This window comes from Pseudomonas sp. AG1028, assembly GCF_007993955.1.
Lineage (GTDB): Bacteria > Pseudomonadota > Gammaproteobacteria > Pseudomonadales > Pseudomonadaceae > Aquipseudomonas > Aquipseudomonas straminea.
Map to the genome: position 1 here is coordinate 164,438 of NZ_VIVP01000008.1, position 24,435 is coordinate 188,872.

A 24,435-nucleotide genomic window follows, 5' to 3' on the forward strand; every position below is an offset into this window, starting at 1 on the left:
TCTCAGGCAAACGGATCAATCGAGCGACGCAACTGCTCCCGCGCCCTCGACAGCCGCGAGCGCACGGTGCCAATCGGTACGCCAAGGCTCTGCGCCGTTTCCTGATAATTGCCGTCCATCACCAGGCTGACATGGATCACCTGGCGCATGGCCGCGGGCAATGTCTGGATGGCCTCCACCGTGCGCTGCAACTGCCGGCTTCCGTCAACGCACTGACCAATGTCGATGTGCTGCTCGTGCGCCACATTGGTCTGGTCGTCGAGGCTCTCCTGATAAGGCTGGTTGTAGGTGCGCCGGAAATGGTTGCGGATCAGGTTCAGGGCGATGCCGCACAGCCAGGTCTCCGGTTTGCTGGCGTGCTGAAACTTATGCTCGTTGCGCAACGCTTCGAAGAACGTGCACTGCAGGATGTCATCGGCATCGTCGGGGTTCATCACGCGCTTGTGCACAAAGGCACGAAGCTTCTGCACCTGGGCCTGGGTCAACTGGCGAATGGCGCTGGGTGTGCGGCTAACGGGCAGAGGCGTGGCATGGCGAAGGGCGAGATTAGCGGACATGGGATTCTCCTGTGTAGGGACCAGGAGCTATAGCTACATGCATGCCATCTCAATTATCCGCTATAAGCCAATGATTTATAAGTAAATACTAATTAACCATCGTGTCATCTTGAGCAAGATCCTGCTCTAGCGGACAGTTTCCTGAACGAATTTCTGCACACGGCAACCTGGGGGAACCGGTTCGGCTCCCACGCCACTCATTGAGCATTCGTTCTTCCAGGCTGCGCCATGATCAACCGTGCTCAATCCACCACTGCGCCCACGCGCCTGCCGCCGACCACACCGGGATCGGCGGGGCCCTCAGGCACGCCTGGGCAACAGGGTGGCGCGCAGGCGGCAGGCACCACGGCGCAGCAGGTTTCCAGCTTCAATGCCGAGCTGAGTCAGGTCAGCATCCGCCTACACAAGCGCAACCTGCGCTTCAAGGCCCTGCAACTGCAGTCGCAGAAAGTCCTGCAGTACAAACTGTACAAACAGCTGCTCACGACCCTGGAGTCGAAGGCCGACCAGTTGCGCCAGAGCGCCCGCAGCGACGGCGGTTTCCGGCAGGTTTTCGATAGCTCGCGGCACGACCTCGGCCAGGCGCTGAGCCTGCTGCGCATTGCCGAACGACGAGCGCAACAGGAGCGCTCGTTCGAGGAAGCCAGGAAGCTGCAGGCATTGCGGCTGCAGTTCGCTGCACAGCACAAGCAGCAGGCTCGGTTACTGCGCGCCCGGGTACCGTTCGCCTCGGCAGTCGCCGATCCGCGGCGCCGCGAGAGCGCACGCAGCCTGTCAGGAAACGGCCAGGTGAACCTGCTGGAACTGACCCGGATGATCAGCGAACGGGAAGACCAAGACAGCGACGGCGACCACGGCTTCGACGCCCAGCTCAGCGACCTGCTGGTGGAAACCAACCACTTGGTGACCACCGCTAGGCCCAAGCAGCAACACGAAGCGCTGAAGAACATCGAGCGCACCACCTTCCTGAAACAGTTCTATGGCAGCTGCGCCCACATGCGTAACGAAATGCTGGCCAAGAACCCGGGATTCGAGATGAAGACCTCGGCATTCGTGAAGGTCCTGCAGCAACTCATCAGCGACGGCATGCAACCCAAGGAAACCCTGCAACTGGTGCAGGAAGTCGGCGGCCGCCAGCTCGAACATCAGCTGGCGTTGGTCAATCGCCTGCTGGCCCTGCTCAAGGAGCTGAAGTACATGAACTGGAACGACAACAAGAGCCGGCAAAAAGCCCTCGATAACCTGCTGCTGTTGTCCACTGCGCTGGTCAATGAAGAACAGCGCCGCTTGCAGGAGGCGATGGCCTGATGACGTACCTCATCCATGTCGCCAACCAGCTCGCCCTGGCGGCCATGCGCCGCTCGGAAATCGTCGGGGCCTTCGTGGTGCTGGCGATCATCTTCATGATGATCACCCCCATGCCGACCTGGCTGATCGACGTGCTGATCGCCATCAACATCTGCATTTCCTGCCTGCTGATCATGCTGGCGATGAACCTGCCGCGGCCACTGGCCTTCTCCACCTTCCCGGCGGTGCTGCTGATCACCACCATGTTCCGCCTGGCCCTGTCGATCTCGACCACACGCCTGATTCTCCTGGATCAGGACGCCGGCCACATCGTCGAAGCCTTCGGCGAATTCGTGGTCGGCGGCAACCTGGCGGTGGGCACGGTGATCTTCCTGATCATCACGGTGGTCAACTTCATGGTCATCACCAAGGGCTCGGAACGGGTCGCCGAAGTCGGCGCGCGCTTCACCCTGGATGCCATGCCCGGCAAGCAGATGTCCATCGACAGCGACCTGCGCGCCAACCTGATCACCGTGCAGGATGCCCGGGCCCGACGCGAGGAACTGGCCAAGGAAAGCCAGCTGTTCGGGGCGATGGATGGCGCCATGAAGTTCGTCAAGGGCGACGCCATCGCCGGGCTGATCATCATCGCCATCAACATGATCGGCGGCATCAGCATCGGCGTGATGCAGATGAACATGAGTGCCGGCGACGCCCTGCACATCTACACCATCCTGACCATCGGCGACGGCCTCATCTCGCAGATTCCCGCCCTGATGATCTCGGTCACCGCCGGCATCGTGATCACTCGGGTGCCGGACGGCAACCCGACGCCGCAATCGAACATCGGCCGTGAAATCGCCGAGCAGCTGACCAGCCAGCCCAAGGTGTGGATCATCTCGGCGGTGGCCATGCTCGGTTTCGCCGCGCTGCCCGGCATGCCGACCGGGGTATTCATCACCATCGCCCTGATCTGCGGGTGCGGCGGCGTGCTGCAGATTTACCGCGACAAACCGCAACCGGAGGACGAGCAAGCCCAGTGGGTGGCGCCGGAGCTCAACGGCGACGAAGACTTGCGCACCTTCAACCCCAGCCGCCAGTTCGTCTTGCAGTTCCACCCCAATCAGGACCCGCAGCAGATCGCCACGATCGTCAGCGAGATCCGCCAACGCCGCAATCGCCTGGTGGTGCAGTACGGCCTGACCCTGCCCTCGTTCATCATCGAGCAGTCGGAGCACATCCCCGAGGACGAATTCCGCTTCTCGGTGTACGAAGTGCCGATGATGCGCGCCACGCTCAGCCACAGCCATGTGGCCGTCGATGCCCAGGCCCTTGACGAGCTCGAACTCGACGAGCTGATCCCTGGCAGCGTCGAGCGTCAGGAGGGCCAGTGGGTCTGGATGCCCGCCGATTCGCCGGTTCTGCACAACGCGGAGCTGGAACAGATCAGCGCCGCCACCCTGATCATCGAGCGCATGGAGCGCACCCTGCATGCCTGCGCACCGCAGTTCATCGGCCTGCAGGAGACCAAGGCGATCCTTGGCTGGCTGGAGTCCGAGCAGCCCGAACTCGCCCAGGAAATGCTCCGGGTGCTGCCACTGGCGCGCTTTGCAGCGGTGCTGCAGGGGCTGGCCGCCGAGTGCGTGCCACTGCGCTCGGTACGGGTGATCGCCGAAACGTTGGTCGAGCACGGCCAGTACGAACGCGACATCGCCATGCTGGTGAATTACGTACGCATCGCCCTGAAGTCGCAGATCTACCACCAGTACGCCACTGCAGAAGGCCTGGAGGTCTGGCTGCTGACCCCCGAGAGCGAGGGTGTTCTGCGCGACGGCCTGCGCCAGACGCAAACCGAAACCTTCTTCGCACTCAGTGATGCGACCAGCCAGTTGCTGCTCCAGCACCTGCACATGGCCTTTCCACAGCGTGCCAGGAAGCGCGCCGTGCTGCTGGTCCCCCAGGATCTGCGCAGCCCCCTGCGCATTCTTCTGCAAGAGGAGTTCTATCACGTGCCCGTGCTGTCCTTCGCGGAGATCAGCAGCTCGGCACAGGTCAAGGTCCTCGGCCGCTTCGAACTGGAGGAAACAGCGGCCCTAGAGAGCGAGCAATACGCATGAACGAATCCGGTAACGACCTGTTTGAACTACGGGTGCTGAACGGCCTTCACCAGGGCGCGGCACTGCCGCTGATTGGCGATCACTGGGCTATCGGCGCCGACGACGAGCTGGACCTCGCGCTGCACGATGCAGGCGTGCACCCTTGCCACTGTCAGCTACGGCGCGACGGCGACGGCTGGCGCCTGGAGGCGGCCGACGGCCACCCCCTGGATATCGAGGGCCATCCGCTGGCCGACCTGCAGCCCCATGCCCAGTTCGCCCTGGGTTCGGTGTGGCTGAGCCTCGCGCCTGCCGAGGCGCCCTGGACCAACCTGCCGATCATCGCCCCCGACGATGGCGCGCAAGGCGCTCAGGGCAACGAGACACCAGGCCCCACTACATCGTCGCCCCGCAGCACCCTACTCAGCCGCGGCGCCTGCATCACGCTGGGGGTGCTGCTGGGCGTGGTGGGCAGTGCCTGGAGCCTGAGCAGCGCGACGCTGACGCCGAGTGCCTCCCCAGCCGCCTCGCCACTCGCCACGCCCGCGCCCCCCCCTGCACAAGATCAGCGGGCAGCCCTTGATCAGCAGAGCGCTGCCCGGCTGCTCAAGACCATGCTCAGCGAGCGCATGCTCGGTGCTGTCAGCCTGGAACACGACGATCAGGGGCTGGTACTCAGCGGTAGCCTGAAGGGCGAGAGCATGCAGGTTTACCAACGCATGCTGCAGCGCTTCAAACAGGATCACCGGGTGGACTTTCGCATCGACGACCGGGTGTTCAATGGCAACGGCGGTCTGCCCTTCGCGATCACCCAGATCATCGGCGGCAGCAATGGCCATTTGGTGATGGCCGATGGGCGACGCATGTACATCGGCGACCGCATCGATGGTATCCGCCTGGTACAGATCGACAACGGCCGCATCCAGTTCGATGGCGAGCAACGCCTGGAGGTGAGCTGGTGAGTGCCCTGCTGCCGGCCCTGCAACAGTGGGAGCAGCGCCAGGCGGCGCGTCTGAACGATTTCAGCGCCGTGCGCGTGAGTGGCAAGGTCACGGCGGTCAGCGGCATCCTGCTCGAGTGCCAGGTACCTGCGGCCAAGGTGGGAGATCTGTGCGAGGTGATCAAGGCGGATGGCAGCCACATTCTCGCCGAGATCGTCGGTTTCACGCCGGACTGCACCTTGCTCAGCGCCCTGGGCACCCCGGAGGGCATTCAGGTCGGAGCCGCCATCCGGCCGCTGGGGATCGCCCACCGCATCGGCGTCGACGAAACCCTGCTGGGCTGCGTGCTCGATGGTTTCGGCCGGCCCTTGCTGGGCGACGCCCTGGGCGCCTTCGCCGGCCCCAGCGACACCCGCCAGACGCTACCGGTCATCAGCGATGCCCTGCCGCCCACCCAGCGCCCGCGAATCAGCCGGCCGCTGACCACCGGTATCCGCGCCATCGACAGTGCCCTGCTGCTTGGCGAAGGTCAGCGCGTGGGCCTGTTCGCGGGCGCGGGCTGCGGCAAGACCACCCTGATGGCCGAGCTGGCGCGCAACATGGGGTGCGACGTGATCGTGTTCGGGCTGATTGGCGAACGCGGCAGGGAACTGCGCGAGTTCCTCGACCACGAACTGGACGAGACGCTGCGCAAGCGCTCGGTGCTGGTCTGCGCCACCTCCGACAGGTCCAGCATGGAACGGGCACGCGCAGCCTTCACGGCCACGGCCATTGCCGAGGCGTTCCGAGCTCGCGGTATGAAGGTATTGCTGTTGATCGATTCCCTGACCCGATTCGCCCGCGCCCAGCGCGAAATCGGCATCGCCGCCGGCGAACCCCTGGGCCGTGGTGGACTGCCGCCCTCGGTGTACACCCTGCTGCCGCAACTGGTGGAGCGGGCGGGAATGAGTGAAGTCGGTTCGATCACGGCCCTGTACACCGTACTTATCGAACAGGACTCGATGAACGACCCGGTGGCCGACGAGGTGCGCTCGCTGCTCGATGGCCACATCGTGTTGTCGCGCAAGCTGGCCGAGCGTGGCCACTACCCGGCGATCGACGTGCCGGCCAGCATCAGCCGGGTGTTGAGCAACGTGGCCAGCCGCGAGCATCAGCGCGCCAACAACCGGCTGCGCCGACTCATGGCCGCCTACCGCCAGGTCGAGATGCTGTTGCGCCTGGGCGAATACCAGGCCGGGGCCGATCCGGTCACCGATTGTGCCGTGCAGCTCAACGGCGCCATCGACCAGTTCCTGCAGCAGGATCTGCGCGGCCCATGGCCCCTGGAAGACACGCTGGCGGCGTTGAACCAGTTGACCGATGCCTTACCGGAGTGAGCATGGAAAACGATCTGGAAATCGATCCGCAACGCGCCTCGCTGGAGCAGGCCATCGCCCTGCTCAAACCCTTGCGCCAGCACCGCCAGGCACGGGCCGAGCGCCAGCAGCGCGAGGCGCAGCAAACCCTGGAAAACAGTCACGAACAGCTGCAGCACGTCGAGGCGCGGCTCACGCGACAGACCGAGGAGCAGCACACCCGCCGCGCGCAATTGGCCAGCCAGCACCTGCAGCAGTGCATGGGGTTCGAGGAGGTCGGCCGCTGGCATGATCGCGAGCGCCGCATGCTCGATCACCTGGCCACGCTGCGCCACGAGGTCCACCAGCAGCAGGCCCTTCTCGAAACCCATCAGGCCCAGTTGCAGCAGGCCAGCGACCAGGCCAGACAGGCGCAGCGCGCCGTGGAAAAACTCGCCTGCCTTACCGAGGCCCTGAACGATGAAAGCTGAAACCGCCGCGGCGCCTCGACGGCCGCAGCCGCCCAGCCCGCCGGCAGCCCCCACCCCGGCCCAAACGCAACCTGCCGCCGCCGGGCTCCCGCAAGGCGGTACGCTACGGCGTGGCGACATCGACCTGCGCATGCTCACTCAGGGCGTAGACCTGTCGCCCTCGGCGTTGATGGCCGACGGGCTGGTGTTCGCCCAACTGATCCAGCCGGCGCAAGCGGTATCGGACGAAGGCTCGGGCCTGGGAGGCGGCCAGACCGCCGCGGCCGGCAAGCCCGATGCTGCCGCGAGCCAGCTGGTCGACGAATTGGCGCAACGGTTGCCCATCGCGCCCCCAGGCGCGTTCACGGCTACCCTGCTGATGCCCAACCTGGGCCGGATTCAGGTACGCGCCGGCAAACGCGACGATCAATGGGAGGTGGAGCTGGGTTGCGCGCGCCGGGAAACCTTCGAGCGCCTGCGTGGCCAGCGCGGCGCCTGCGAGGCAGCGCTGGCCGAGGCCATGGGCAGCCCGGTTCGCCTGGCCCTGGTCGATGAGGCGCTGGCATGAGCGCGCTGAGTCTTCGCCAGTTGACGCCGCTGCAGGCCCAGGCCAGCCGGGCCCTGGGCGTTGGGCTGAGCGCGACCTTTCAGGCCCGAGGGCTAAGCGGCGAGCTGCGCGTGACGCCGCTGCCAGCCGAGACGCAGGCCGCCCCCGGCACCTGGTTCGACAGCGCCCTGGGGGCCTTGCACCTGAGCGATGCCGGCGCCCTGCTCAGCCTGCTGGGTGAGCTGCCGGTCAGCGTCGCGGGCGCCCCCCAGGCCTGGTACTGGCAGGTGATCAGTCAGCAGCTTAGTCCGCTGATAAGCACCTGCCTGGCTCCGTTATCGATGCGTGAAAGCGCCCCGTCGGGGGACCTGCAGATGCGCTGCGCCCTGTGCGTGACGCTGGGCGAGGAAGTCGCCCACGGCCAATTGACGGCCGCCGCGGGCACCCTGCTCCAGCTGTTGCAGGCGCCGTTCTGGCACCCGCTTCACCGCCCCTTTCCGGCCGCCCTGCAGGTGCACGAGCCGCTGATCCTGGGCCGTTGCGAGCTGACCCTGGAACAACTCGCCTCACTGCGCCCGGGGGACGTGGTGGTGCCAAGCGACCCGCACTTCGACTGCGACGGCCAGGGTGTGCTGGCGCTTGCCGGGCAGCGCTGGCGCGCGCAGACAACGGCATGCGGAACACGCCTCCTATTGAACCTGGAAATCGACGGCCATGAGCATGACGACCACTGACCCGACCCTGGAAACACCCTACGCCAATGAAGCCAGCGAGACCGCCTACCTCGATGAGCGGCCAGACCCGGCGGTGCAACCCGACGCCCAGCAAACGCCTATCACGCCCGACGATACGGGCGAGGTGGCAGTCGACGGGGCCGATGACGAGCAGCAGGCCTGGGCAGCGGCGCAGCCGTCGACGGACACGCCCCCCGAGGATCTGGCTGACCGGCAGCCTCTCTCGCCTCTCGCGCATCTGCCCCTGGCCCTGACGCTGCGCTGTGGCTCACTGAGCCTGAGCCTGGAGCAATTGCAACGGCTCGACCATGGCGCGGTGCTCGAGGTGCAGGGCGTCACGCCAGGGCAGGCCTGGCTATGCAGCGGCGAGCAGGTGGTCGCCGAAGGCGAATTGGTCGACGTGGGCGGCCGCCTGGGCCTGCAGATCACTCGCATGGCGTCGCTGACATGATTCTGGACGGGATGAACCCGGTCCTCCTGGCGCTGTTCCTGGGCGCACTGTCGCTGGTGCCCTTCCTGCTGATCGTCTGCACCGCGTTCCTGAAGATCGCCATGACCCTGATGATCACCCGCAACGCCATCGGCGTGCAGCAGGTGCCGCCGAACATGGCCATCTATGGTATCGCCCTCGCCGCCACCATGTTCGTCATGGCCCCGGTGGCCCATGAGATCCAGAAGCGCCTGGAACAGAACCCCCTGGACATGTCCACCACCCAGAACCTGCAGGAAAGCGCTGGCGGCATCATCGACCCGCTGCAACAGTTCATGACCCATAACACCGACCCGGACGTGCTCACCCACCTGCTGGAAAACACCCACCGCATGTGGCCCAAGGAGATGGCCGAAAGCGCCAGCAAGAGCGACCTGCTGTTGGCCATCCCGGCGTTCGTGCTGTCCGAACTGCAGGCCGCCTTCAAGATCGGCTTCCTGATCTACATCCCCTTCATCGTGATCGACCTGATCGTTTCCAACCTGCTGCTGGCACTGGGCATGCAGATGGTGTCGCCGATGACCATCTCGCTGCCACTCAAGCTGCTGCTGTTCGTGCTGGTGGATGGCTGGACGAAGCTGATCGACAGCCTGTTCCTTTCCTACCTGTGAGGTCACCATGGAAGCGTTGGCACTGTTCAAGCAAGGCATGTTCCTGGTCGTCATCCTCACCGCCCCGCCGCTGGCCGTGGCGGTACTGGTAGGGGTGGTCACCTCGCTGCTGCAGGCCCTGATGCAGATGCAGGATCAGACCCTGCCGTTCGGCCTCAAGCTGGCCGCCGTCGGCCTCACCCTGGCCATGACCGGCCGCTGGGTCGGCCTGGAACTGATCCAGTTCATCAACATGGCCTTCGACCTGATCGCCCGAACAGGCGGCCCCCGTTAGATGCCCTGGGACACGCAAAGCGCCTTCGAGCTGCTGCAAGGCATCGGCCTGGCCGCGGCGCGCCTGGTGCCCTGCATGTTTCTGGTACCCGCGTTCTGCTTCAAATACCTGAAGGGCCCCCTGCGCTACGCGGTGGTCATTGCCGTGGCCCTGATCCCGGCACCGTCGATCAGCGCGGCGCTGGACGGCCAGGACTCGAACCTGGGCTGGATAATTGGCCTGCTGTTCAAAGAGGTGGCTCTGGGCGCACTGCTGGGCGTGCTGCTGTACATGCCGTTCTGGATGTTCGCCTCGGTGGGCGCCCTGCTCGACAGCCAGCGCGGCGCCCTGAGCGGCGGGCAGATCAACCCCGCACTAGGGCCGGACGTGACCCCCATGGGCATGCTGTTTCAGGAGGCGATGATCATGCTGCTGATGGTGATTGGCGGGCTACCGCTGATCCTGCAGGTGATCTGGGACAGCTACCTGATCTGGCCACCCACGGCCTGGCTGCCGACTCTTACCCAGGATGGCCTGATCATCCTGCTCGAACAACTGAGCCGTACGCTGCACCACATGCTGCTGTACGCCGCGCCCTTCATCGCGGTACTGCTGCTGATCGAAGCGGTGATGGCGATCATCAGCCTGTACGCACAACAGCTCAATGTGTTCATCCTCGCCATGCCCGCCAAAAGCATCGCCGGCATCGCCTTCCTGCTGATCTATCTGCCGACGCTGCTGGAGCTGGGCAGCGGTGAGCTGCAGCACCTGAGGGTGATCAGCGATCTGCTCCAGCACATCGTAGGGGTACCGGAGCCGTGAGTGAGAAGACCGAAAAAGCCACGCCCAAACAGTTGCGCGATGCCCGTGAGAAGGGGCAGATCGCGCAGAGCCAGGACGTCAGCAAGCTGCTGATCCTGCTTCTGGTCAGCGAGGTGACGCTGGGCCTGGCGAACAGCAGCATGGACAGTCTCAAGCAACTGATGGAGTTGTCGGTCAATGCAACCCAGCAACCCTTCGAGCGGATCGTCGAGCAACTGGTCACCGAAGCCATCGCGGTGATGCTGCCCTTTCTCGCCTTGAGCGTCGGCCTGGCGATGCTGATGCGCCTGGCGGCCGGCTGGGGGCAATTCGGTTTCCTGTTCGCGCCCAAGGCGCTCAAAGTCGACTTCAACAAGCTCAACCCCTTCGCCCAGCTCAAGCAGATGTTCTCCGGGCAGAACCTCTCCAACCTGTTGATGAGCGTGCTCAAGGCCATCGTCATTGGCTACACCCTCTACCTGTTGCTGGAGCCGGAACTGGGAACGCTGATCCTGCTGGCCAACTCCGATCTCGACACCTACTGGCAGTCGCTGCTGCAGGTGTTCCGCCACATCCTGCGCATCACCCTGGGGTTGCTGCTGGTGCTGGCGGCCATCGACTTCGGCCTGCAGAAATTCTTCCATGCCAAGCGACTGCGCATGAGCCACGACGATATCAAGAAGGAATACAAACAGTCCGAGGGCGACCCCCACGTCAAGGGCCAGCGGCGCCAGTTCGCCTTCGAGATTCTCAATCAGGAACCCGAAGCCGCGCCGCGCCCGGTGCAGGAAGCCGACGTATTGGTGGTCAACCCGACCCACTACGCCGTCGCGCTGTTCTACCGGCCCGGCAAAACGCCCCTGCCGATGATCCACTGCAAGGGCGAAGACGACGACGCCCTGGCACTGATCGCCCAGGCCAAGGTCGCCAAGGTGCCGGTGGTGCAGAGCGTGTGGCTGGCACGCACCCTGTACAAGACCCGGACCGGCCGCTACATCCCCAGGGCCACCCTGGAAATGGTGGCGCAGATCTACCAGTTGGTGAAGCAGCTCGACGAGGTCGACGACCAGGTGATTCGTACCGATCACCTATGAGTACGCCCTGAACAGCAGCCCCCGGCGTGCTGTTCGGGCACCGGACAAAGTCTCGGGTCAGGCGGCGCGAGGATTGCGCATCAGGTATCGATCAACGTCCTTGCCGTAAAAATCAGGATTCACCTGCCGCCCAAACACGGGATCGAAATGAGCGAGGCGGCCTTCGTTATCCCGACAGGAAAGAATGGTATGCCGCATGAAATCGACCGTATCGGTCGCCTGCCGAACGGAAGCGCCTGGAACATCGGCAACGGAGAAACTCATGGGCGTTGAGAACTCATGGCGTGCAAGATCGTGACTGCCCGCCGCTTGCGCCAGCATTTCAAAGACGGTCGAAAACGTCTCACAGTCTCCCTGTGGCGTCGTCACCATATCGAAGGGGTCTCGCTTGACATCGGCGTGGTAGGAAAGCAACTGAAGCGTTTGATTTTCGCGAGCCAGCTGCGCCAAAAGATCCATGGATGACTCGAACGCCGTTATCCGCGAAAACAACGGATGGTAAAAATCTGCAAACTTCCTGGCTTGGTCGAGCTCAAGCCGATTCTTTTGAATAAGGAACTTGTTCCATTTTGGTATCTCGCGTGACTCGACGATCTGTAGGCGGTCGTTGGCGATTTTATCCAGATTCGCCCTGGCCTCCTGCCGTAAATCAGATCCGCTGGTTTCGGCGTTTTCAGCACCTCGCCCGAGCCCTATTAACACGCTGTTGAGCATCGTTCTGGCTTGAGACGAGTTGCCGTGACTCGGTACGTGTGGCCTGTGGACGACCACTCGCTCATGGCTCGGTCGACTGGCGCCTGATGACCGAGAGGCCTGGCCATGATCGATGCCGATGTGTGCGCTGGCCTGCAGATCACTGACTTGAGCGGTGGGTGGTGACACGGGGATCGTGAGGCACTGAGGGGGGATGCGCATAGTCAATTAAGCCTCGGTGAGTGAGCGACGCGAGGGCCATCATGGCAGGTGCTCCAGCCCTACAAGGGCGAGTTGCTCCTGGCAGATATGGTCGAGGGAGACGATGTCGGTGTCCTGTATGGGCGCCGCATGCCAGACCACCAACTCTCGCTGCAGATTGAGAAACAGGAAGAACTGATCGTAGCGATCCGCCTCGCAAAAACGCCGCGCCAGGGTGGCACGCAGTTGATCGGGGCCCAGGGCCTCCACCTCCACGTGCAACGCAATGCCCCAGCATCGGTGATCGCGGCGACTGATGAATGCCACCCCGGAAGCAAGCGGCCAAACCGCGCCGCGCTCGGCAGCGGCGTGTTCGAGGAAGGTGCGCTTTTCCGAGGTCTGCATCATGCTCAGTTCTCCAGCGGCGTGACGGTGTAGTCCAGGTCGCGCTGGCGATCCTGCTCATTGAGCCCCTGGCGCATGTCGTCAGGCCACCAGATCACCAGGCTCCTAGGGGTGGAGTCAGGACGCTTGCACGCCTGACCTGAACAACCTTTGGGGCTGGCACAACCGGCCAGCACACCGACTATCGACACAACGGCCAATACGCGAAACATCATCATGGCTCCTTATCGCCTAGCAGCGAGGGGCGAAGTTCGAGGGAAGGGTCCAGGGCCTTGGCCTGGCGCATGGCGATGAAAACCTCGCTCTGCTCGCCGGGCTGCAGCCAGGCTTGCGGCCAGGCGCTCACGCCCAAGACCCAGCGACCGCCACACTGGCTCTCGTCGATACGCATGGGCATAGCCGAATCATTGCGCACAGCCACCACTGCCACGCCCCAGTCCTTGCGGGCGAACCACTGGGAGTGCTCGGCATTGACCGTCAGCCCCGGGTCGAACCGGCACAGGGTGTTGTGCTGGAACGAGGCCCTGGCAGCACTGAAGCCCTGCGGCAGCGTGCCGGCGACCAGGTTTTCGAATGCCTCGCGAACATCGTTGCGCGTCGGCCGGTCGGTGACACCGCGACGCGCCTGAACTTCCTTGAGCTGGCGATCGAGGTCATGGGGATTGGCGTGTTGCACGTAGCGCGCTGGATTGACCTGGTCACCGATCAACCGCGGGGTGAGGATGAACAGCCGCTCGCGCTGGGTGTATTCACGGCTGCGCGACTGGAACAGCAGCTTGCCGATGACGGGAATATCGCCCAGCAGCGGAATCTTGTTGAGCCGGTCATTGGCCTCCACGCCATGAAAACCGCCGATCACCAGGGAGCCGTGTTCGGCGATCACCGCCTGGGTGCTGACGTTGCCACGACGCACGGACGGCTGTTCGTCCTTGATCTGCGATTCGACGATCTGTCCATCTTCGATATCGACAATCAACTGAACCTGGGAGCGACCGTTGTGATTCAACGAACGTGGAATTACCTGCAGGCTGGTGCCAGCGGTGATGGGTGCGATATTGGCGACACGCTCGGCCAGTGCGGTGAGGTACTCGGTGCGGCTGAAATCGATGACGGCCGGCTGGTTTTCCAGCGTCAGGATCGACGGGTTGCCGACGATCGAGGCGGCGCCATTGCCTTCAAGCGCTCGGAGGTCGGCGGAGAATCGCCCGGCATCCTGGATAAACAGCGTCGAGGGCGCGCCTGGCTGGAGGAGGTTGGCACCGCCCGTCACACTGCCGGCCGTGAGCGACCAGCGGCTGGACAGTTCAGCCAGCTCGTTGCGATCGATGTCGAGAATCACCGCATCGATCTCGATCACATTGCGCGGCACGTCCAGCTGGGCAATCAGCCCCTGGTACATGGCCTTGCGCGCCGGCAGGTCGTAGATCAGCACCGCGTTGTTGCGTACATCGGCGCTGACGCGGATCTTGCCACTGGTGCGCGAGCTGGCGCTTCGGCTGTTCGATCCCGACGCAGGCGTCATCCCCAGGCCGCGCTCTATGCCGGTGCCGAGGACGGGACCGTCCATATTGGCCAGGGCGTCGTAGGCCAGGGATATCGAGTTGGAGCCCCCGGCGCCTCCGGCGAGTCCACTGATGCTCGAGGCGCCTTGCGCGCCGCTCTGACCGCTGGTTCGAGAGCGTGACTCCAGCAACTCCTGGAGGATGCGGGCCACCCCGGCGACCTGCAGTTGCTGGTCGCGGTAGCTGATGGTGCGGTCGGCCGCGTTGGCGTACTTCAGGGGAAAGACGATGACATCCTGCTTCTCCGCCTCCTCCGGCTCTTCGACCTTTTCGCTGTAGTCACGGATCAATTGCACGTACTTGGCTGGGCCGCGTACCAGCACCGCCCCCTCATCCGCCAGCAGCCCCCAACCGAAGCGGGGATCGAGCAGGCCGATGCTGCCGAGCGCCGCTTCAAGATCGTCCACCGCCTCCGCAGAAACCTCGATTCGCGCGGAGGTCTGCTCCTGGGTCGGGCTGATGTACAGGGTGTCGTTGAAGACGAACCACTGGAAGTGGTACTCGCGCCCCAGCCGATCGAGAAACCCCTGGGGATTGTCGGCGCGAATGCGCCCGTCGACCACGCCGTCCATGGGTGGCATATCGAGCGCCAGGCCGAACTCGCGGGCGAAGTCGCCCAGCGCGGTCATCAATTCCGCCTGCTGAGCGTCATAGGCGTAGGCCGTACGCTTCCAGCTTTCCGGCGGGAGCGCGAGTGCAGGCATCGCGACAACGAAATACAACCACGGTAGCCATCTCAGGGCCTTGAGCATCGGTTACTCCTGTCAGCGGGCGTCAATGCCCTTCGGGTTGAACGGGGTGGAATCGGTAAAATCGAACGGGCGAGCACTGGCCAGGCTGAGCATTGCGGCCCGCTGGTTGGCCAGGTTTTCCAGGGACGTCAGGATCTGCGAGGCCTGGACGGGCAGTGGGAACCACTCCACCAGAACCAGGGCATGCGCCTGGGGGTCGAAAGCCAGGGCGCCCCGGCAGCCACAGGCTAGGCCAGCGCCCGCCTCGCCCAGCAAGACGGCAATGCGCGCAAGGTCCCAGCCCTGACAGATCTCCAGGCTGCAGCGCAAGCCTGCGCCATGCGGGCTTACCTGGAACGGAGCGTCATCGACCCAGCACTCGAGGCTGGCCGGATATCCTTCGTCGCACCATGCCGCGAACGCCTGGGTGAATTCACTGAATGCCATCGATGATGGCCTTGGTCAGGCCATGCTGCGCACGCAGTTCCTCGCCCACTACCGTGCCGGTCAACTGGGCTCGGCGGGCGGCATCGGTATAGGCCTCGAAGTCTTCGAGGCTGCCGGTATCGACCACCTGCCCCAGGGCATCCTCCAGACCGCTCTTGGCGTTCTGGTGTGCCCGGTCCAGACTGTTGCGCAACGCATTGATACTGGTCATGCCTGTTCTCCTTGTTGATGGGGAAATACCTGCGAGTGCTGCAGCGGCGGCGCCTGGCCGGCGAGCGCGCTGCGCAAGCCGTCCCAATCGAGTTCCAGCGCCCCCTGGGCGTGGCTCAGGCGTAGCGCCTGCAACCCGAGCTGGGAGCTCTCGTGCACGGTCCACAGGCTGGCGAATGGCGAAGCGTCCAGCCAGGCCCGTACCGCTTGCGCCTGCTGCGGATGACAACTGAGCGTAGCCGCGGCCTGGGCAGCCGGACTGGCGCCCAGATTGCGCAGCACGGCGTGGATACGCTGGGGCAGATCCGTCTCATCGAGCAGGCGACTCAGGGCCTGGCTCAGCAGGCGGTCGAGACTGCCCAGCACCTCGTGCTGAAGTGCCGCGTGCTCGTCGGCGAAGGCCTGCAGCTGGAGATTCGCCTGCTCCCAGAAAGCCGCCTGGGCATCCTGCAGGTACTGCTGACACTGCTGTTCTGCAGCCTGAAGTAGTTCATCCGCCTGTTGCCTGGCCTGCTCGAGCAACTGCTCGGCGCGCCGCACCTCGTCGAGGGTCTCACGGCGCAGCAGCGGCTCGTGCAGCACCTGCTCGGGCACCGCCAACCTACGCTTGACCAGCATGCTCACCTCCCCGCGCCACGCGCCAGAGCACCGCTGACCAGAGCGTATCCAGGCGATGGCCAGGCAGCCCGGGCGGAAGCCCGTCGAACGCCGCCGACGGCCACTGCAGCCGTACCCTCGCCCAGCGCTGCGGCCCGACCCAGGCGCCCAGCAGAAGACGCGCGTCGACCGGCCCAGCGGGTAGCCAGAGCCCAGGGCGTAACGCTTTCGCCAGGCTGCGGCACCAACGCTCGTCGACACTCGGCAGTGCGTCACAAGAACGCGACAAGGCGCATACGCCTTCTACAAGATGCAGCGTGAAAACCTGTTCGGCTTCGGACAAACCGATCCAGCGTAACAGCCCCTGGTGAGGCTCCGGGGGTTGCGCCAGTCGCACCGCGCGGCTTTCTGCGATGCACGCATGGCGGCTGATGGGTGAGCGAAGGGCCAGGGCCATGTGCTCGGCATTGGCACCGACGGGCCATCCCGGGGAAGCGGGGTCGCCGGCCGCATACCACCAGCGAATCCAGCCGGCTGCCAGCCCGTCCATCAGGTACGGCTCGGCAAGGTGGTGGTGGAGCGCCGCGGCGCAAGGCGCGAAAGCAATGCCTGCCGCCAGTCGGCACGCGCGGCCAGAACGATGACCAGCAACAGCAGAATGAGAAACGCTGGCGCGCCCCATAGAACCCGCTGCCAAAAGCCCAGTTGGTGCTCCTCGAGCAGGAAGGGCCCGAACCTGACAAGGGGCTCGGCGTCGTCGAAGGCCGCTGCCGGAACGAAAACGATGGAAAACTTTCCGGAGTCGGCACTGACCGTGTCGGCCATGCCGGGAATGCTGCTGGACACCATCATCTGGATGCGCTGACGCACGGCATCCGGCTCCAGCCGTTCCGAGTGCTTGATGAATACCGCGGCCGACGCCGGCTGTACGGGCTCACCGGGCGCGACCCGCTCCGGCAACACCACGTGTACACGGGCGACAATGACGCCATCGATCTGCGACAGCGTTGACTCGAGTTCCTGGGACAGGGCATAGATGTAACGCGCCCGTTCCTCCAGCGGCGTAGAGATGACGCCCTCTTTCTTGAAGATTTCACCGATGCTGGTACGGGCACGGCGCGGCAGGCCGGCGGACTCCAGGATACGAATGGCGCGGTTGGTATCGGCGCGATCCACGGAGACGACGATGCCACTTTTTTCCGTGCGCTTGCCGGTGTCGATCCGGTAATCGCCCAGGGAGGCGATCACGTCATTGGCATCCTGTTCGGACAGCCCGCTGAACAGGTCGGTCTGCTCGCTGCAACCTGCAAGCAGCAGTACACAGAGCCCTACCACTAGACATCTTTTCACAGTGCGGCCTACTGCATGTTGGTCAGCTTTTCGATGGCCTGGCCACCCTTGCTGATTGCCTTGGTGGTGATGGCCATTTCCAGCGAGTACTGCGACAGCGCCCTGCTCATCTTCGCTATCGAGGTCGGGTCGTTGTCCATCACCGCATGTTTCATGCTGCGCATGGCATCGTCCGAGAGCCGATCCACCGAGCCCATGCGCCCGCCCACCGCCTCGGCCAGGAAGGCGCCACTCTGACTCGGCTCCTCGACGGCCGCCCCACGCATCAGCGAGTTGAACAGTTCGATATCGGCTCGCGACGGCTCGTTGACCAGGCCCTGCTCAAGCTCCAGGCCCCCGTTCTTGACCACCTTCTTGAGGTCGTCCATTGCAGAAATGCTCATGCCACTCAACTCCAGCAAAGGTGATCGATTGAATACGGCGCACCCGAGGTGCTCGACCCCACGCCAGTGGCATGGGGCCAGGCGCCGCCCATCAGGCCTGCTGCTTGCCACCCGGCAGCATCAGATTGACTATCGCGTCGGCCGCATCCCTGGCGCCCTGTTCGACATTGCGCGACTCGAGCTTGCTGGTGAGGTTCTGCAACTCGTTCACCACACCACCCAGCAGTTGCGTCAGCTCCTTGAGAATGTCGCCCTGCGCCTGACCGGGATTGCCCTCCGGGCTGCCCAGACCACCGGAGCCGCCCAGCGAATCCTGACCGGGCGCTGCGCCTGATGCAGAAGCACCACCGGGTACCTGCTGCCCCGATGCCCTGGCATCGAGCTGAGAGCCGATCATGTCGATGGCCGACTGAAACGACTCGGCTTCGCTCTTGTTGAAGTGCTTGTCCTCGATCAGCTCCTTGCCCCAGGACCCCGCATCGGGCGGCGGAAACTGCTGAGGATTGGCATCCATGAACTTGGCGACTTCCATCATCATGCCGGCGTCTTTCTGCTCGAACTTACTACCCTCGCCATCAGGCTTGAGCATGCCGTCCAGCGAAGACTTGGCCAGGCCGCTGAGAACACGGTCGAGCAGATCACCACCTCCCTGCTGCCCCATGCCGGGCGCACCACCGCCCTCCGTGCCACCCGCTGCGCCAGGACCACCGCCGCCGGCTGGCGACTGACCGAAATCCTTGCCCAGCTTGTCGGAGATCAACTGCTCCAGGATCTTAGTCAGCAGTTGCTCGATGCCCCCGCCCAGGCCGCCGGCCTGGCCACCGAGCCCACCAGCGCCGTTGCCGCCGCCGCTGCCACCGGACATCTTGTCCTTGACCATCTGCCCCAGGCCGGAATCGGCGTTACCGCCAGCCTTGAGCAGTGCCTGAACCAGTTGCTTGATGACGTCTTCCAGCCCCTGCGCACCGTTCTTTCCCTGCAGCGGCCTGTCTGTGAAGCCAACCAGGCTACTTTGCTCCGCGGCCGGTCTGTTGATAACCATGTTCATGTCAATGCCTCCTTCATCAGGCGCCCTCTGCCGGAGAGGGCATCAATCAGTAGCTGATACCCTTGGCGTTCTGCGCCGAGGAACTGATCGCCTTGTTCGAGGCATCCTGCTGCGCCGAATTGATGGAAGAGGCCACGTTCTGGCTTTGCACGTTGCGATTGGCCTCGCCCTGGATCTTCTGCAGCTCGGCAGAATGCGCATCGTTTTTCTTGTTCTCGCTGCGGATGGCATCGAGGGCGGCACTGTCGGTGGAGGTATCCCGGAGCCCGTTGGCACTGTCCTGACGCGCCGTGGTTTGGCCGAGATATTGAGCGGTGGTGTTGTAAGCGTTCTGCACGCCTTTAATCGGATCCATTGGTTCTATCCTCTCGATGATTGATGGCAACGCTCGGTGGTTGCGTTGGATGGGTGGCAAGGACCCGAAGATCGGTTCCAAACAATCCGCAGAGCGTTCTCGCCCCCGGCAATGGTCGGCGGGCTCACACATCGAGATCCTTCATCCGCTGGTAGAGGGTGCGGCGAGGGATATCCAGCTCACTGGTGACCGCGGCAATGCAGTGGTCATTGCGCTTGAGCGACTGCTGGATGAGGGTCTTCTCGATCAGCCGCAACTGGTTCTTGAGGCCAGTTTCCGAGGACTCGTCCGGGTCGTCGTCGATCAGAGGCATGCCGAGTACGTGGCGTCGAGCGGCGGATTTGAGCTCGCGGTAATTGCCAGGCCAACCATGGCTGAGCAGCAGCACTTCGACCCGCTCGTCGATCACCGGGGCAGGCATGTTGAGCTCGACCTCGGCGGTGGCAACGAAATGCCTGAAAACCGACACGATATGACCGGGACGCTGACGCAGCGGCGGCAGGCTTAGACTCATCACACTAAGCCGGTAATACAGATCGCGGCGAAACAGCCCCCCCTCCATCAGCAGATCGAGCGAACGCTGGGCGGAGGCCACTACACCTATATCCAGGGGTATGACCCGAGTCGATCCCAAGCGCTCAACCTGGCGGCTCTCCAAGACCCTCAGGAGCTTGACCTGCAGATTGAGGGGCATGCTGTCGATCTCGTCGAGATAAAGCGTGCCCCTGTGTGCCGCTTCGAAATACCCGCTGCGGTCTCTATCCGCCCCGGTGAAAGCCCCGGCATTGACACCGAATAGTTCGCTCTCGAACAAGGTCTCCGGGATGGCCGCGCAATTCACCGCGACGAAGGGCCCCTTGGGCCTTGAAAGTTTGTGTAGATGTCGCGCGACCGTATCCTTGCCAGTGCCCGTTTCACCCAACAGCAGCACATCAATACCCAATTCGGAAATACTCTGTCCTAATACGTCCAAACTCGAAATTCCATTCTCGAGCACCAACAGATCTAGAGCAGACTCCATACTTCATCCCCGACCACTGGAATATTACCTATGCGACTAGTCAACCCTGAAGTGATTGCTCCTTGAGCGCACCGGTAGTACACGCCAGTTCCCTGATACGAAAATGCAGGGTTCGCCTGGGAACACTCAGCTCTTTGGCTACCGCTTCCAGGCGCCCCTCATGGCGGTGCAATGCATCGGTGATAAGTGCTTTTTCAATTCGCTTCATCTGCACTCTCAAACCGGCATGAGTGCTGACATGTTCCATTGCTAATGCTTCAGAATTCAGTAAAGAGACACCCATCACAAAACGCTTGGCCGCCGCTTGCAGTTCACGAACATTACCAGGCCAGGAATGACCGAGTAACAGCATCGCAACGGGAGACTCGAGAACAGGTACTTCTCGCTTCAGACGAGTTGCCGCCGTGCGCGCGAAATTTTCAAACAATGGCAATATTTCGCCGCGTCGCTCGCGCAACGGCGGAAGTCGAACAGTCACCTCATTGAGACGAAAGAACAGATCACTGCGAAAACTTCCTTGCTTCACCAACTTCGCCAATGGTCGTTGGGCGGAAGCGATGACTCTTAGATCAAGGGGAATAAAGTCCGTACTGCCGAGCCGACCCACGCCGCGCTCTTCCAGCACACGTAGGAGCTTGGCCTGGAGCGCCAGGGGCATGCTGTCGATCTCATCAAGGTACAAGGTGCCCTTGTCGGAGGCCTCGATATAGCCTGACCGCGCGCGCAAAGCCCCGGTATAGGCACCACTGGCAGCACCGAACAGCTGACTTTCGGCGAGCGACTCCGGGATGGCTGCACAGTTAATCCCTACAAAGGCACCAGGCCGCCCAGAATGTTTGTGAATGAGCTGCGCCAGCATGTCTTTCCCCGTGCCGGTTTCCCCGCAAACGAGAATATCGACATTCTGACTGATCATCGGTAGGGAAACGCCCAGTTTCAGAGTGTCACTCAGGCACTTGCATGGTCCCTGGCAATTGGAGATTGTTTCAACCATCAAAAAGCCTCTCAACAGTTCCCGCCGATACGTGGCGCGCTCTCGAGAGGTATGTCGAACAGACAATAAGCCTCTCAGCCGCTAACTTTTGAAGAGCGATCAGTATCGACATTATGATTATTTTCTCGGCGGGAACCTTGCAACGCTCAGCTGCAGTGATAACCGCCTTTGGAACGCTTTTGCCCGAAGTAGTGACTACCCACAAAAGGATCAGTTCAATGGCGGTTTAAAAAAACACCGCTCCGACGTAATGCCATACCGTTTGTCTTTTTAATCCATTCTTTCAATGCAGCCAATCCCAAACAACCAAACTACCGTGACACCCATTAGCAAGTACCATGCGCTCTGCCGCGAGGCTTTCGACGAAGACCGGGCATTATCGTCGACAACACAATGCCTCCCAGCGAGAGATCAATTAGCCAGTATAAAATACTTAACTCGGATAATTATTAATTCGTCTAGCAAAACTGCTGAGCAGCCAGACGTACACTCCCTCTCAATCAATTAAATACATATTAGAGCTTAGAGAATTACTGTTGCATCTTGGTTTCAAGCGATAGCAAAGCAAAAAAGTACATATCTCCTCGATCGCCAAAGTTCGCAAATGAAAAGCGCCTCCCCAGCAGAAATAAATTGATACATATGCTTACAAGCACGCCTCTCCGAGCAATGTCTATTGCGACGCCGCGATCAGCACCTATAAATGGCTATTCGATTTATGGCCGCGAGTGGCCGTCAGGCGGGCACTTATTCATAGGGAAATGGTGTGGAGATAGGTGGCGCCTTCCAGCCAGCTTGCCTAGCCATACCGTTCAAGATCGAGCAGATACGCCGGGGCGCAGTGCCTATAGGCAAAGAGACAGACCACGTGCTGGTGCTTCCCATGACGGAACCTCACGCTTGTCATTATAGTTGTACGCCACGAAGGGCGCTGAGTGTCATCTCTTTGCAGATGCTGTGCCAGAAAGCCAAGTGCCCTATATAGAGCATCAGCACCCGCCCAAGAAAGGTACTAGCTGGCGGGAAATTGCCTGCGAGAGTCGCAAGCTGGCGGAATCTTGCTAGAAAACGCTGGATGAGCCACGCATGTACCGACACAGCAGCGGCCCGAGTCATTCAAACTCGCTGGCGGCCATATGCAAGCAGGCATCTACTGTGTCGACGCGGCGCCTCATGCGAGTGCGCCGGGCCCGATCTATGAACGCAATTAAGGGGCGTGTTAAACCGCCTTGAGCCGCAGCTCCTTGGGCATGGAGAAGGTTACGTTCTCCGGGCGGCCGTCCAGCTCCTGAACGTTGCCGGCTCCCCACTCGCCCAGTTTGTCGATCACCCCGCGCACCAGCACTTCCGGTGCTGAGGCGCCGGCGGTGATGCCGATGCCATTGGCGCCGTCGAACCACTCGCGCTTGAGATCCTCGGCGCCGTCGATCAGATAGGCCGGGGTGCCCATACGCTCGGCAAGCTCGCGCAGGCGATTGGAGTTGGAGCTGTTCGGGCTGCCGACCACCAGCAGGACGTCGCACTCGTCGGCCAGTTGCTTGACCGCATCCTGGCGGTTCTGGGTGGCGTAGCAGATGTCGTCCTTGCGCGGCCCGCCGATGCTCGGGAAGCGCGCGCGCAGGGCGTCGATGACCTTGCTGGTGTCGTCCATCGACAAGGTGGTCTGGGTGACGAAGGCCAGGTTGTCGGGATCGCGCACCTGCAGTTTGGCGACGTCATCCTCGTCCTCGACCAGGTAGATGGCGCCGCCATTGCTGGCGTCGTACTGGCCCATGGTGCCTTCAACTTCCGGGTGGCCTTCGTGGCCGATCAGGATGCACTCGCGGCCGTCACGGCTGTAGCGCACCACTTCCAGATGCACCTTGGTGACCAGCGGGCAGGTGGCGTCGAACACCTTCAAGCCGCGGTTGGCGGCTTCGTTGCGCACCGCCTGGGACACGCCGTGGGCGCTGAAGATGACGATCACGTCATCGGGCACCTGATCCAGCTCTTCGACGAACACCGCGCCACGGTTGCGCAGGTCCTCGACCACGAACTTGTTGTGCACCACTTCGTGGCGCACGTAGATCGGCGGGCCGAACACCTCAAGGGCGCGGTTGACGATCTCGATGGCGCGGTCGACACCGGCGCAGAAACCGCGGGGATTGGCGAGTTTGATTTGCATGGCACGCTCGGCACGGAAAGCTTGAGTGGAGAGTCTATCCCACGAGCCGCGATGGGCTCAGGGGATAGACAGCGCGTTCACGAGTAATGTCCGCCTGCGACTGACGCCCGGTCAGATCGCCTGCACGTCGATGATCTCGACGTCGAAGGTCAGCGTCTTGCCGGCCAGCGGGTGGTTGAAGTCGATGGTCACCTGGGCGTCGTCGAACACCTTGACCACGCCTGGCAGCTCGGTGTTGGCGGCGTCGTTGAAGATCACCAGCAGGCCTTCGGACAGTTCCATGTCCTGGAACTGCGAGCGCGGCATCACCTGCACGTTCTGCGGGTTGTGCTGGCCGAAGCCCTGCTCAGGCTCGACGGTCAGGCTGCGCTTGTCGCCCGCCTTGAAACCGTAGAGCGCGGCTTCGAAGCCCGGCAGCAGGTTGCCATCTCCGACCTTGAAGGTCGCCGGCTGCTTGTCGAAAGTGCTGTCGACCACATCGCCGTTATCCAGCTTCAGCGCGAAGTGCAGGGTCACCTGCCGATCCGGGCCGATACGTACATCAGTCACGTGCCACCTCTTCTTCGGGCTTCTTGCTCTTGAACATATCCAGCGCCAGCAGGACAGCGCCTACTGTGATGGCGCTGTCGGCGATGTTGAACGCCGGGAAGTACCAGCTGCTCTGCCAGTGCACCAGAATGAAGTCGACCACGTGGCCGAAGATCACTCGATCAACCAGATTGCCCAGCGCACCACCGAGCACCAGGGCCAGGCCGACGGCCAGCCAGGTTTCATCGGCCTTGAGGCGTTTCATCCATACCACCAGTACCACGCTGACCGCTACGGCGATCAGGGTGAACAGCCAGCGCTGCCAGCCAGACGCACCGGCCAGGAAGCTGAAAGCTGCACCGGTGTTGTAGGCCAGGGTCCAGTCCAGCACATTGGGGATCACGGTGATGCGTTCCCACATCTGCAGGTTGTTGTCGAACCAGAACTTGGTGACCTGGTCGATCACGAACACCACGACGCTGAGCCACACCCAGCCGAGCTTGCCGAAACGGGCGCTCATTGATTCATCTC

Annotated in this window: 29 protein-coding genes; 12 read left to right on the forward strand and 17 right to left on the reverse strand. The window is 62.8% G+C overall.

From position 1 onward, the window contains the following. Nucleotides 1–2 precede the first annotated feature (2 nt). Complete coding sequence (locus FB481_RS14980) at nt 3–557, reverse strand: RNA polymerase sigma factor (protein WP_147176923.1); 555 nt, start codon at nt 555–557, stop codon at nt 3–5. Nucleotides 558–785: 228 nt separating this feature from the next. On the opposite strand from FB481_RS14980, the gene FB481_RS14985 reads away from it, so the two are divergent. Genes FB481_RS14985 through sctU form a run of 12 tightly spaced genes read left to right on the forward strand, consistent with a single transcriptional unit; the run spans nt 786 to nt 11,215 of the window. After that, nucleotides 786–1,865 (forward strand): TyeA family type III secretion system gatekeeper subunit, encoded by a 1,080-nt coding sequence (locus FB481_RS14985; RefSeq protein ID WP_147176924.1) that lies wholly within the window; start codon nt 786–788, stop codon nt 1,863–1,865. Continuing rightward, a complete protein-coding gene (sctV, locus tag FB481_RS14990) occupies nt 1,865–3,961 on the forward strand; it encodes a type III secretion system export apparatus subunit SctV (RefSeq protein WP_147176925.1) in 2,097 nt (698 codons plus the stop codon). The genes FB481_RS14985 and sctV overlap by 1 nt, the downstream gene beginning before the upstream one ends. Next, complete coding sequence (locus tag FB481_RS14995; RefSeq protein ID WP_256662754.1) at nt 3,958–4,902, forward strand: FHA domain-containing protein; 945 nt, start codon at nt 3,958–3,960, stop codon at nt 4,900–4,902. The genes sctV and FB481_RS14995 overlap by 4 nt, the downstream gene beginning before the upstream one ends. Nucleotides 4,903–4,907: 5 nt before the next feature. After that, the gene (locus FB481_RS15000) at nt 4,908–6,257 is read left to right on the forward strand and encodes a FliI/YscN family ATPase (RefSeq protein ID WP_093505572.1); all 1,350 of its coding nucleotides are present in this window, start codon (nt 4,908–4,910) and stop codon (nt 6,255–6,257) included. A 2-nt stretch (nt 6,258–6,259) separates the two neighbouring features. Beyond that, on the forward strand, nt 6,260–6,706 hold the full coding sequence (locus FB481_RS15005; protein ID WP_075931602.1) for a type III secretion protein: 447 nt from the start codon (nt 6,260–6,262) through the stop codon (nt 6,704–6,706). Continuing rightward, nucleotides 6,696–7,253 (forward strand): type III secretion system HrpP C-terminal domain-containing protein, encoded by a 558-nt coding sequence (locus tag FB481_RS15010; protein WP_256662755.1) that lies wholly within the window; start codon nt 6,696–6,698, stop codon nt 7,251–7,253. Before FB481_RS15005 ends, FB481_RS15010 begins: the two co-directional genes overlap by 11 nt. Then, nucleotides 7,250–7,966 carry a type III secretion system protein gene (locus FB481_RS15015; RefSeq protein ID WP_147176926.1) on the forward strand — a complete coding sequence of 239 codons (717 nt, stop codon included), beginning with the start codon at nt 7,250–7,252 and terminating at the stop codon, nt 7,964–7,966. Before FB481_RS15010 ends, FB481_RS15015 begins: the two co-directional genes overlap by 4 nt. Continuing rightward, nucleotides 7,953–8,417, forward strand: a complete 465-nt coding sequence (locus FB481_RS15020; protein WP_075931685.1) for a FliM/FliN family flagellar motor switch protein — start codon at nt 7,953–7,955, stop codon at nt 8,415–8,417. The genes FB481_RS15015 and FB481_RS15020 overlap by 14 nt, the downstream gene beginning before the upstream one ends. Next, entirely contained in the window at nt 8,414–9,067 is a 654-nt protein-coding gene (gene sctR / locus FB481_RS15025) for a type III secretion system export apparatus subunit SctR (RefSeq protein WP_093505412.1), read from the forward strand. The genes FB481_RS15020 and sctR overlap by 4 nt, the downstream gene beginning before the upstream one ends. Nucleotides 9,068–9,074: 7 nt before the next feature. Then, a complete protein-coding gene (sctS, locus tag FB481_RS15030; protein ID WP_075931598.1) occupies nt 9,075–9,341 on the forward strand; it encodes a type III secretion system export apparatus subunit SctS in 267 nt (88 codons plus the stop codon). Further along, complete coding sequence (sctT, locus tag FB481_RS15035; RefSeq protein ID WP_093505414.1) at nt 9,342–10,142, forward strand: type III secretion system export apparatus subunit SctT; 801 nt, start codon at nt 9,342–9,344, stop codon at nt 10,140–10,142. Beyond that, nucleotides 10,139–11,215: a type III secretion system export apparatus subunit SctU gene (sctU, locus tag FB481_RS15040; RefSeq protein ID WP_075931596.1), complete on the forward strand. Its 1,077-nt coding sequence runs from the start codon at nt 10,139–10,141 to the stop codon at nt 11,213–11,215. Before sctT ends, sctU begins: the two co-directional genes overlap by 4 nt. Before the next feature lie 57 nt (nt 11,216–11,272). On the opposite strand, the gene FB481_RS15045 is transcribed toward sctU, so the two are convergent. From FB481_RS15045 to lspA, 16 genes are all read right to left on the reverse strand, one after another. Further along, nucleotides 11,273–11,929, reverse strand: coding sequence for a hypothetical protein (locus FB481_RS15045; RefSeq protein ID WP_093505416.1), 657 nt, complete (start codon nt 11,927–11,929; stop codon nt 11,273–11,275). Between the two features lie 240 nt (nt 11,930–12,169). Continuing rightward, the gene (locus FB481_RS15050; RefSeq protein ID WP_075931595.1) at nt 12,170–12,517 is read right to left on the reverse strand and encodes a type III secretion protein HrpV; all 348 of its coding nucleotides are present in this window, start codon (nt 12,515–12,517) and stop codon (nt 12,170–12,172) included. Between the two features lie 2 nt (nt 12,518–12,519). Next, the gene (gene hrpT, locus FB481_RS15055; RefSeq protein ID WP_075931594.1) at nt 12,520–12,729 is read right to left on the reverse strand and encodes an HrpT family type III secretion system protein; all 210 of its coding nucleotides are present in this window, start codon (nt 12,727–12,729) and stop codon (nt 12,520–12,522) included. Next, nucleotides 12,729–14,828, reverse strand: coding sequence for a type III secretion system outer membrane ring subunit SctC (gene sctC, locus FB481_RS15060; RefSeq protein ID WP_147176927.1), 2,100 nt, complete (start codon nt 14,826–14,828; stop codon nt 12,729–12,731). Before sctC ends, hrpT begins: the two co-directional genes overlap by 1 nt. Nucleotides 14,829–14,840: 12 nt before the next feature. Next, nucleotides 14,841–15,254, reverse strand: coding sequence for a type III secretion protein (locus FB481_RS15065; protein WP_147176928.1), 414 nt, complete (start codon nt 15,252–15,254; stop codon nt 14,841–14,843). Beyond that, nucleotides 15,241–15,465 (reverse strand): type III secretion protein, encoded by a 225-nt coding sequence (locus tag FB481_RS15070; RefSeq protein ID WP_093505422.1) that lies wholly within the window; start codon nt 15,463–15,465, stop codon nt 15,241–15,243. Before FB481_RS15070 ends, FB481_RS15065 begins: the two co-directional genes overlap by 14 nt. Beyond that, nucleotides 15,462–16,082, reverse strand: a complete 621-nt coding sequence (gene sctL / locus FB481_RS15075) for a type III secretion system stator protein SctL (RefSeq protein WP_143103609.1) — start codon at nt 16,080–16,082, stop codon at nt 15,462–15,464. The genes FB481_RS15070 and sctL overlap by 4 nt, the downstream gene beginning before the upstream one ends. A gap of 528 nt (nt 16,083–16,610) precedes the next feature. Next, on the reverse strand, nt 16,611–17,396 hold the full coding sequence (gene sctJ, locus FB481_RS15080; RefSeq protein ID WP_372239571.1) for a type III secretion system inner membrane ring lipoprotein SctJ: 786 nt from the start codon (nt 17,394–17,396) through the stop codon (nt 16,611–16,613). Nucleotides 17,397–17,419: 23 nt separating this feature from the next. Then, the gene (sctI, locus tag FB481_RS15085) at nt 17,420–17,794 is read right to left on the reverse strand and encodes a type III secretion system inner rod subunit SctI (protein WP_147176929.1); all 375 of its coding nucleotides are present in this window, start codon (nt 17,792–17,794) and stop codon (nt 17,420–17,422) included. Between the two features lie 91 nt (nt 17,795–17,885). Continuing rightward, nucleotides 17,886–18,842, reverse strand: a complete 957-nt coding sequence (locus tag FB481_RS15090; protein ID WP_147176930.1) for a DNA-binding protein — start codon at nt 18,840–18,842, stop codon at nt 17,886–17,888. A 46-nt stretch (nt 18,843–18,888) separates the two neighbouring features. Beyond that, entirely contained in the window at nt 18,889–19,197 is a 309-nt protein-coding gene (locus FB481_RS15095) for a hypothetical protein (RefSeq protein WP_093505432.1), read from the reverse strand. A gap of 124 nt (nt 19,198–19,321) precedes the next feature. Continuing rightward, entirely contained in the window at nt 19,322–20,218 is an 897-nt protein-coding gene (locus FB481_RS15100) for a sigma 54-interacting transcriptional regulator (RefSeq protein ID WP_075931585.1), read from the reverse strand. Between the two features lie 40 nt (nt 20,219–20,258). Further along, nucleotides 20,259–21,134: a sigma 54-interacting transcriptional regulator gene (locus FB481_RS15105; RefSeq protein ID WP_256662756.1), complete on the reverse strand. Its 876-nt coding sequence runs from the start codon at nt 21,132–21,134 to the stop codon at nt 20,259–20,261. Between the two features lie 1,297 nt (nt 21,135–22,431). After that, nucleotides 22,432–23,376: a 4-hydroxy-3-methylbut-2-enyl diphosphate reductase gene (gene ispH / locus FB481_RS15110; protein ID WP_147176933.1), complete on the reverse strand. Its 945-nt coding sequence runs from the start codon at nt 23,374–23,376 to the stop codon at nt 22,432–22,434. 111 nt (nt 23,377–23,487) lie between these two features. Next, complete coding sequence (locus FB481_RS15115) at nt 23,488–23,925, reverse strand: peptidylprolyl isomerase (RefSeq protein ID WP_093505438.1); 438 nt, start codon at nt 23,923–23,925, stop codon at nt 23,488–23,490. Then, nucleotides 23,918–24,424 carry a signal peptidase II gene (gene lspA, locus FB481_RS15120; RefSeq protein ID WP_093505440.1) on the reverse strand — a complete coding sequence of 169 codons (507 nt, stop codon included), beginning with the start codon at nt 24,422–24,424 and terminating at the stop codon, nt 23,918–23,920. The genes FB481_RS15115 and lspA overlap by 8 nt, the downstream gene beginning before the upstream one ends. Between the last annotated feature and the right edge of the window lie 11 nt (nt 24,425–24,435).

Bases quoted from the DNA above. Each gene is read 5' to 3' on its own strand.
- FB481_RS14980 (WP_147176923.1), bottom strand. From the start codon at position 557: ATGTCCGCTAATCTCGCCCTTCGCCATGCCACGCCTCTGCCCGTTAGC.
- FB481_RS14985 (WP_147176924.1), top strand. From the start codon at position 786: ATGATCAACCGTGCTCAATCCACCACTGCGCCCACGCGCCTGCCGCCG.
- sctV (WP_147176925.1), top strand. From the start codon at position 1,865: ATGACGTACCTCATCCATGTCGCCAACCAGCTCGCCCTGGCGGCCATG.
- FB481_RS14995 (WP_256662754.1), top strand. From the start codon at position 3,958: ATGAACGAATCCGGTAACGACCTGTTTGAACTACGGGTGCTGAACGGC.
- FB481_RS15005 (WP_075931602.1), top strand. From the start codon at position 6,260: ATGGAAAACGATCTGGAAATCGATCCGCAACGCGCCTCGCTGGAGCAG.
- FB481_RS15010 (WP_256662755.1), top strand. From the start codon at position 6,696: ATGAAAGCTGAAACCGCCGCGGCGCCTCGACGGCCGCAGCCGCCCAGC.
- FB481_RS15015 (WP_147176926.1), top strand. From the start codon at position 7,250: ATGAGCGCGCTGAGTCTTCGCCAGTTGACGCCGCTGCAGGCCCAGGCC.
- FB481_RS15020 (WP_075931685.1), top strand. From the start codon at position 7,953: ATGACGACCACTGACCCGACCCTGGAAACACCCTACGCCAATGAAGCC.
- sctR (WP_093505412.1), top strand. From the start codon at position 8,414: ATGATTCTGGACGGGATGAACCCGGTCCTCCTGGCGCTGTTCCTGGGC.
- sctS (WP_075931598.1), top strand. From the start codon at position 9,075: ATGGAAGCGTTGGCACTGTTCAAGCAAGGCATGTTCCTGGTCGTCATC.
- sctT (WP_093505414.1), top strand. From the start codon at position 9,342: ATGCCCTGGGACACGCAAAGCGCCTTCGAGCTGCTGCAAGGCATCGGC.
- FB481_RS15045 (WP_093505416.1), bottom strand. From the start codon at position 11,929: ATGCTCAACAGCGTGTTAATAGGGCTCGGGCGAGGTGCTGAAAACGCC.
- FB481_RS15050 (WP_075931595.1), bottom strand. From the start codon at position 12,517: ATGATGCAGACCTCGGAAAAGCGCACCTTCCTCGAACACGCCGCTGCC.
- hrpT (WP_075931594.1), bottom strand. From the start codon at position 12,729: ATGATGTTTCGCGTATTGGCCGTTGTGTCGATAGTCGGTGTGCTGGCC.
- sctC (WP_147176927.1), bottom strand. From the start codon at position 14,828: ATGCTCAAGGCCCTGAGATGGCTACCGTGGTTGTATTTCGTTGTCGCG.
- FB481_RS15065 (WP_147176928.1), bottom strand. From the start codon at position 15,254: ATGGCATTCAGTGAATTCACCCAGGCGTTCGCGGCATGGTGCGACGAA.
- FB481_RS15070 (WP_093505422.1), bottom strand. From the start codon at position 15,465: ATGACCAGTATCAATGCGTTGCGCAACAGTCTGGACCGGGCACACCAG.
- sctL (WP_143103609.1), bottom strand. From the start codon at position 16,082: ATGCTGGTCAAGCGTAGGTTGGCGGTGCCCGAGCAGGTGCTGCACGAG.
- sctI (WP_147176929.1), bottom strand. From the start codon at position 17,794: ATGAGCATTTCTGCAATGGACGACCTCAAGAAGGTGGTCAAGAACGGG.
- FB481_RS15090 (WP_147176930.1), bottom strand. From the start codon at position 18,842: ATGAACATGGTTATCAACAGACCGGCCGCGGAGCAAAGTAGCCTGGTT.
- FB481_RS15095 (WP_093505432.1), bottom strand. From the start codon at position 19,197: ATGGATCCGATTAAAGGCGTGCAGAACGCTTACAACACCACCGCTCAA.
- FB481_RS15100 (WP_075931585.1), bottom strand. From the start codon at position 20,218: ATGGAGTCTGCTCTAGATCTGTTGGTGCTCGAGAATGGAATTTCGAGT.
- FB481_RS15105 (WP_256662756.1), bottom strand. From the start codon at position 21,134: ATGATCAGTCAGAATGTCGATATTCTCGTTTGCGGGGAAACCGGCACG.
- ispH (WP_147176933.1), bottom strand. From the start codon at position 23,376: ATGCAAATCAAACTCGCCAATCCCCGCGGTTTCTGCGCCGGTGTCGAC.
- lspA (WP_093505440.1), bottom strand. From the start codon at position 24,424: ATGAGCGCCCGTTTCGGCAAGCTCGGCTGGGTGTGGCTCAGCGTCGTG.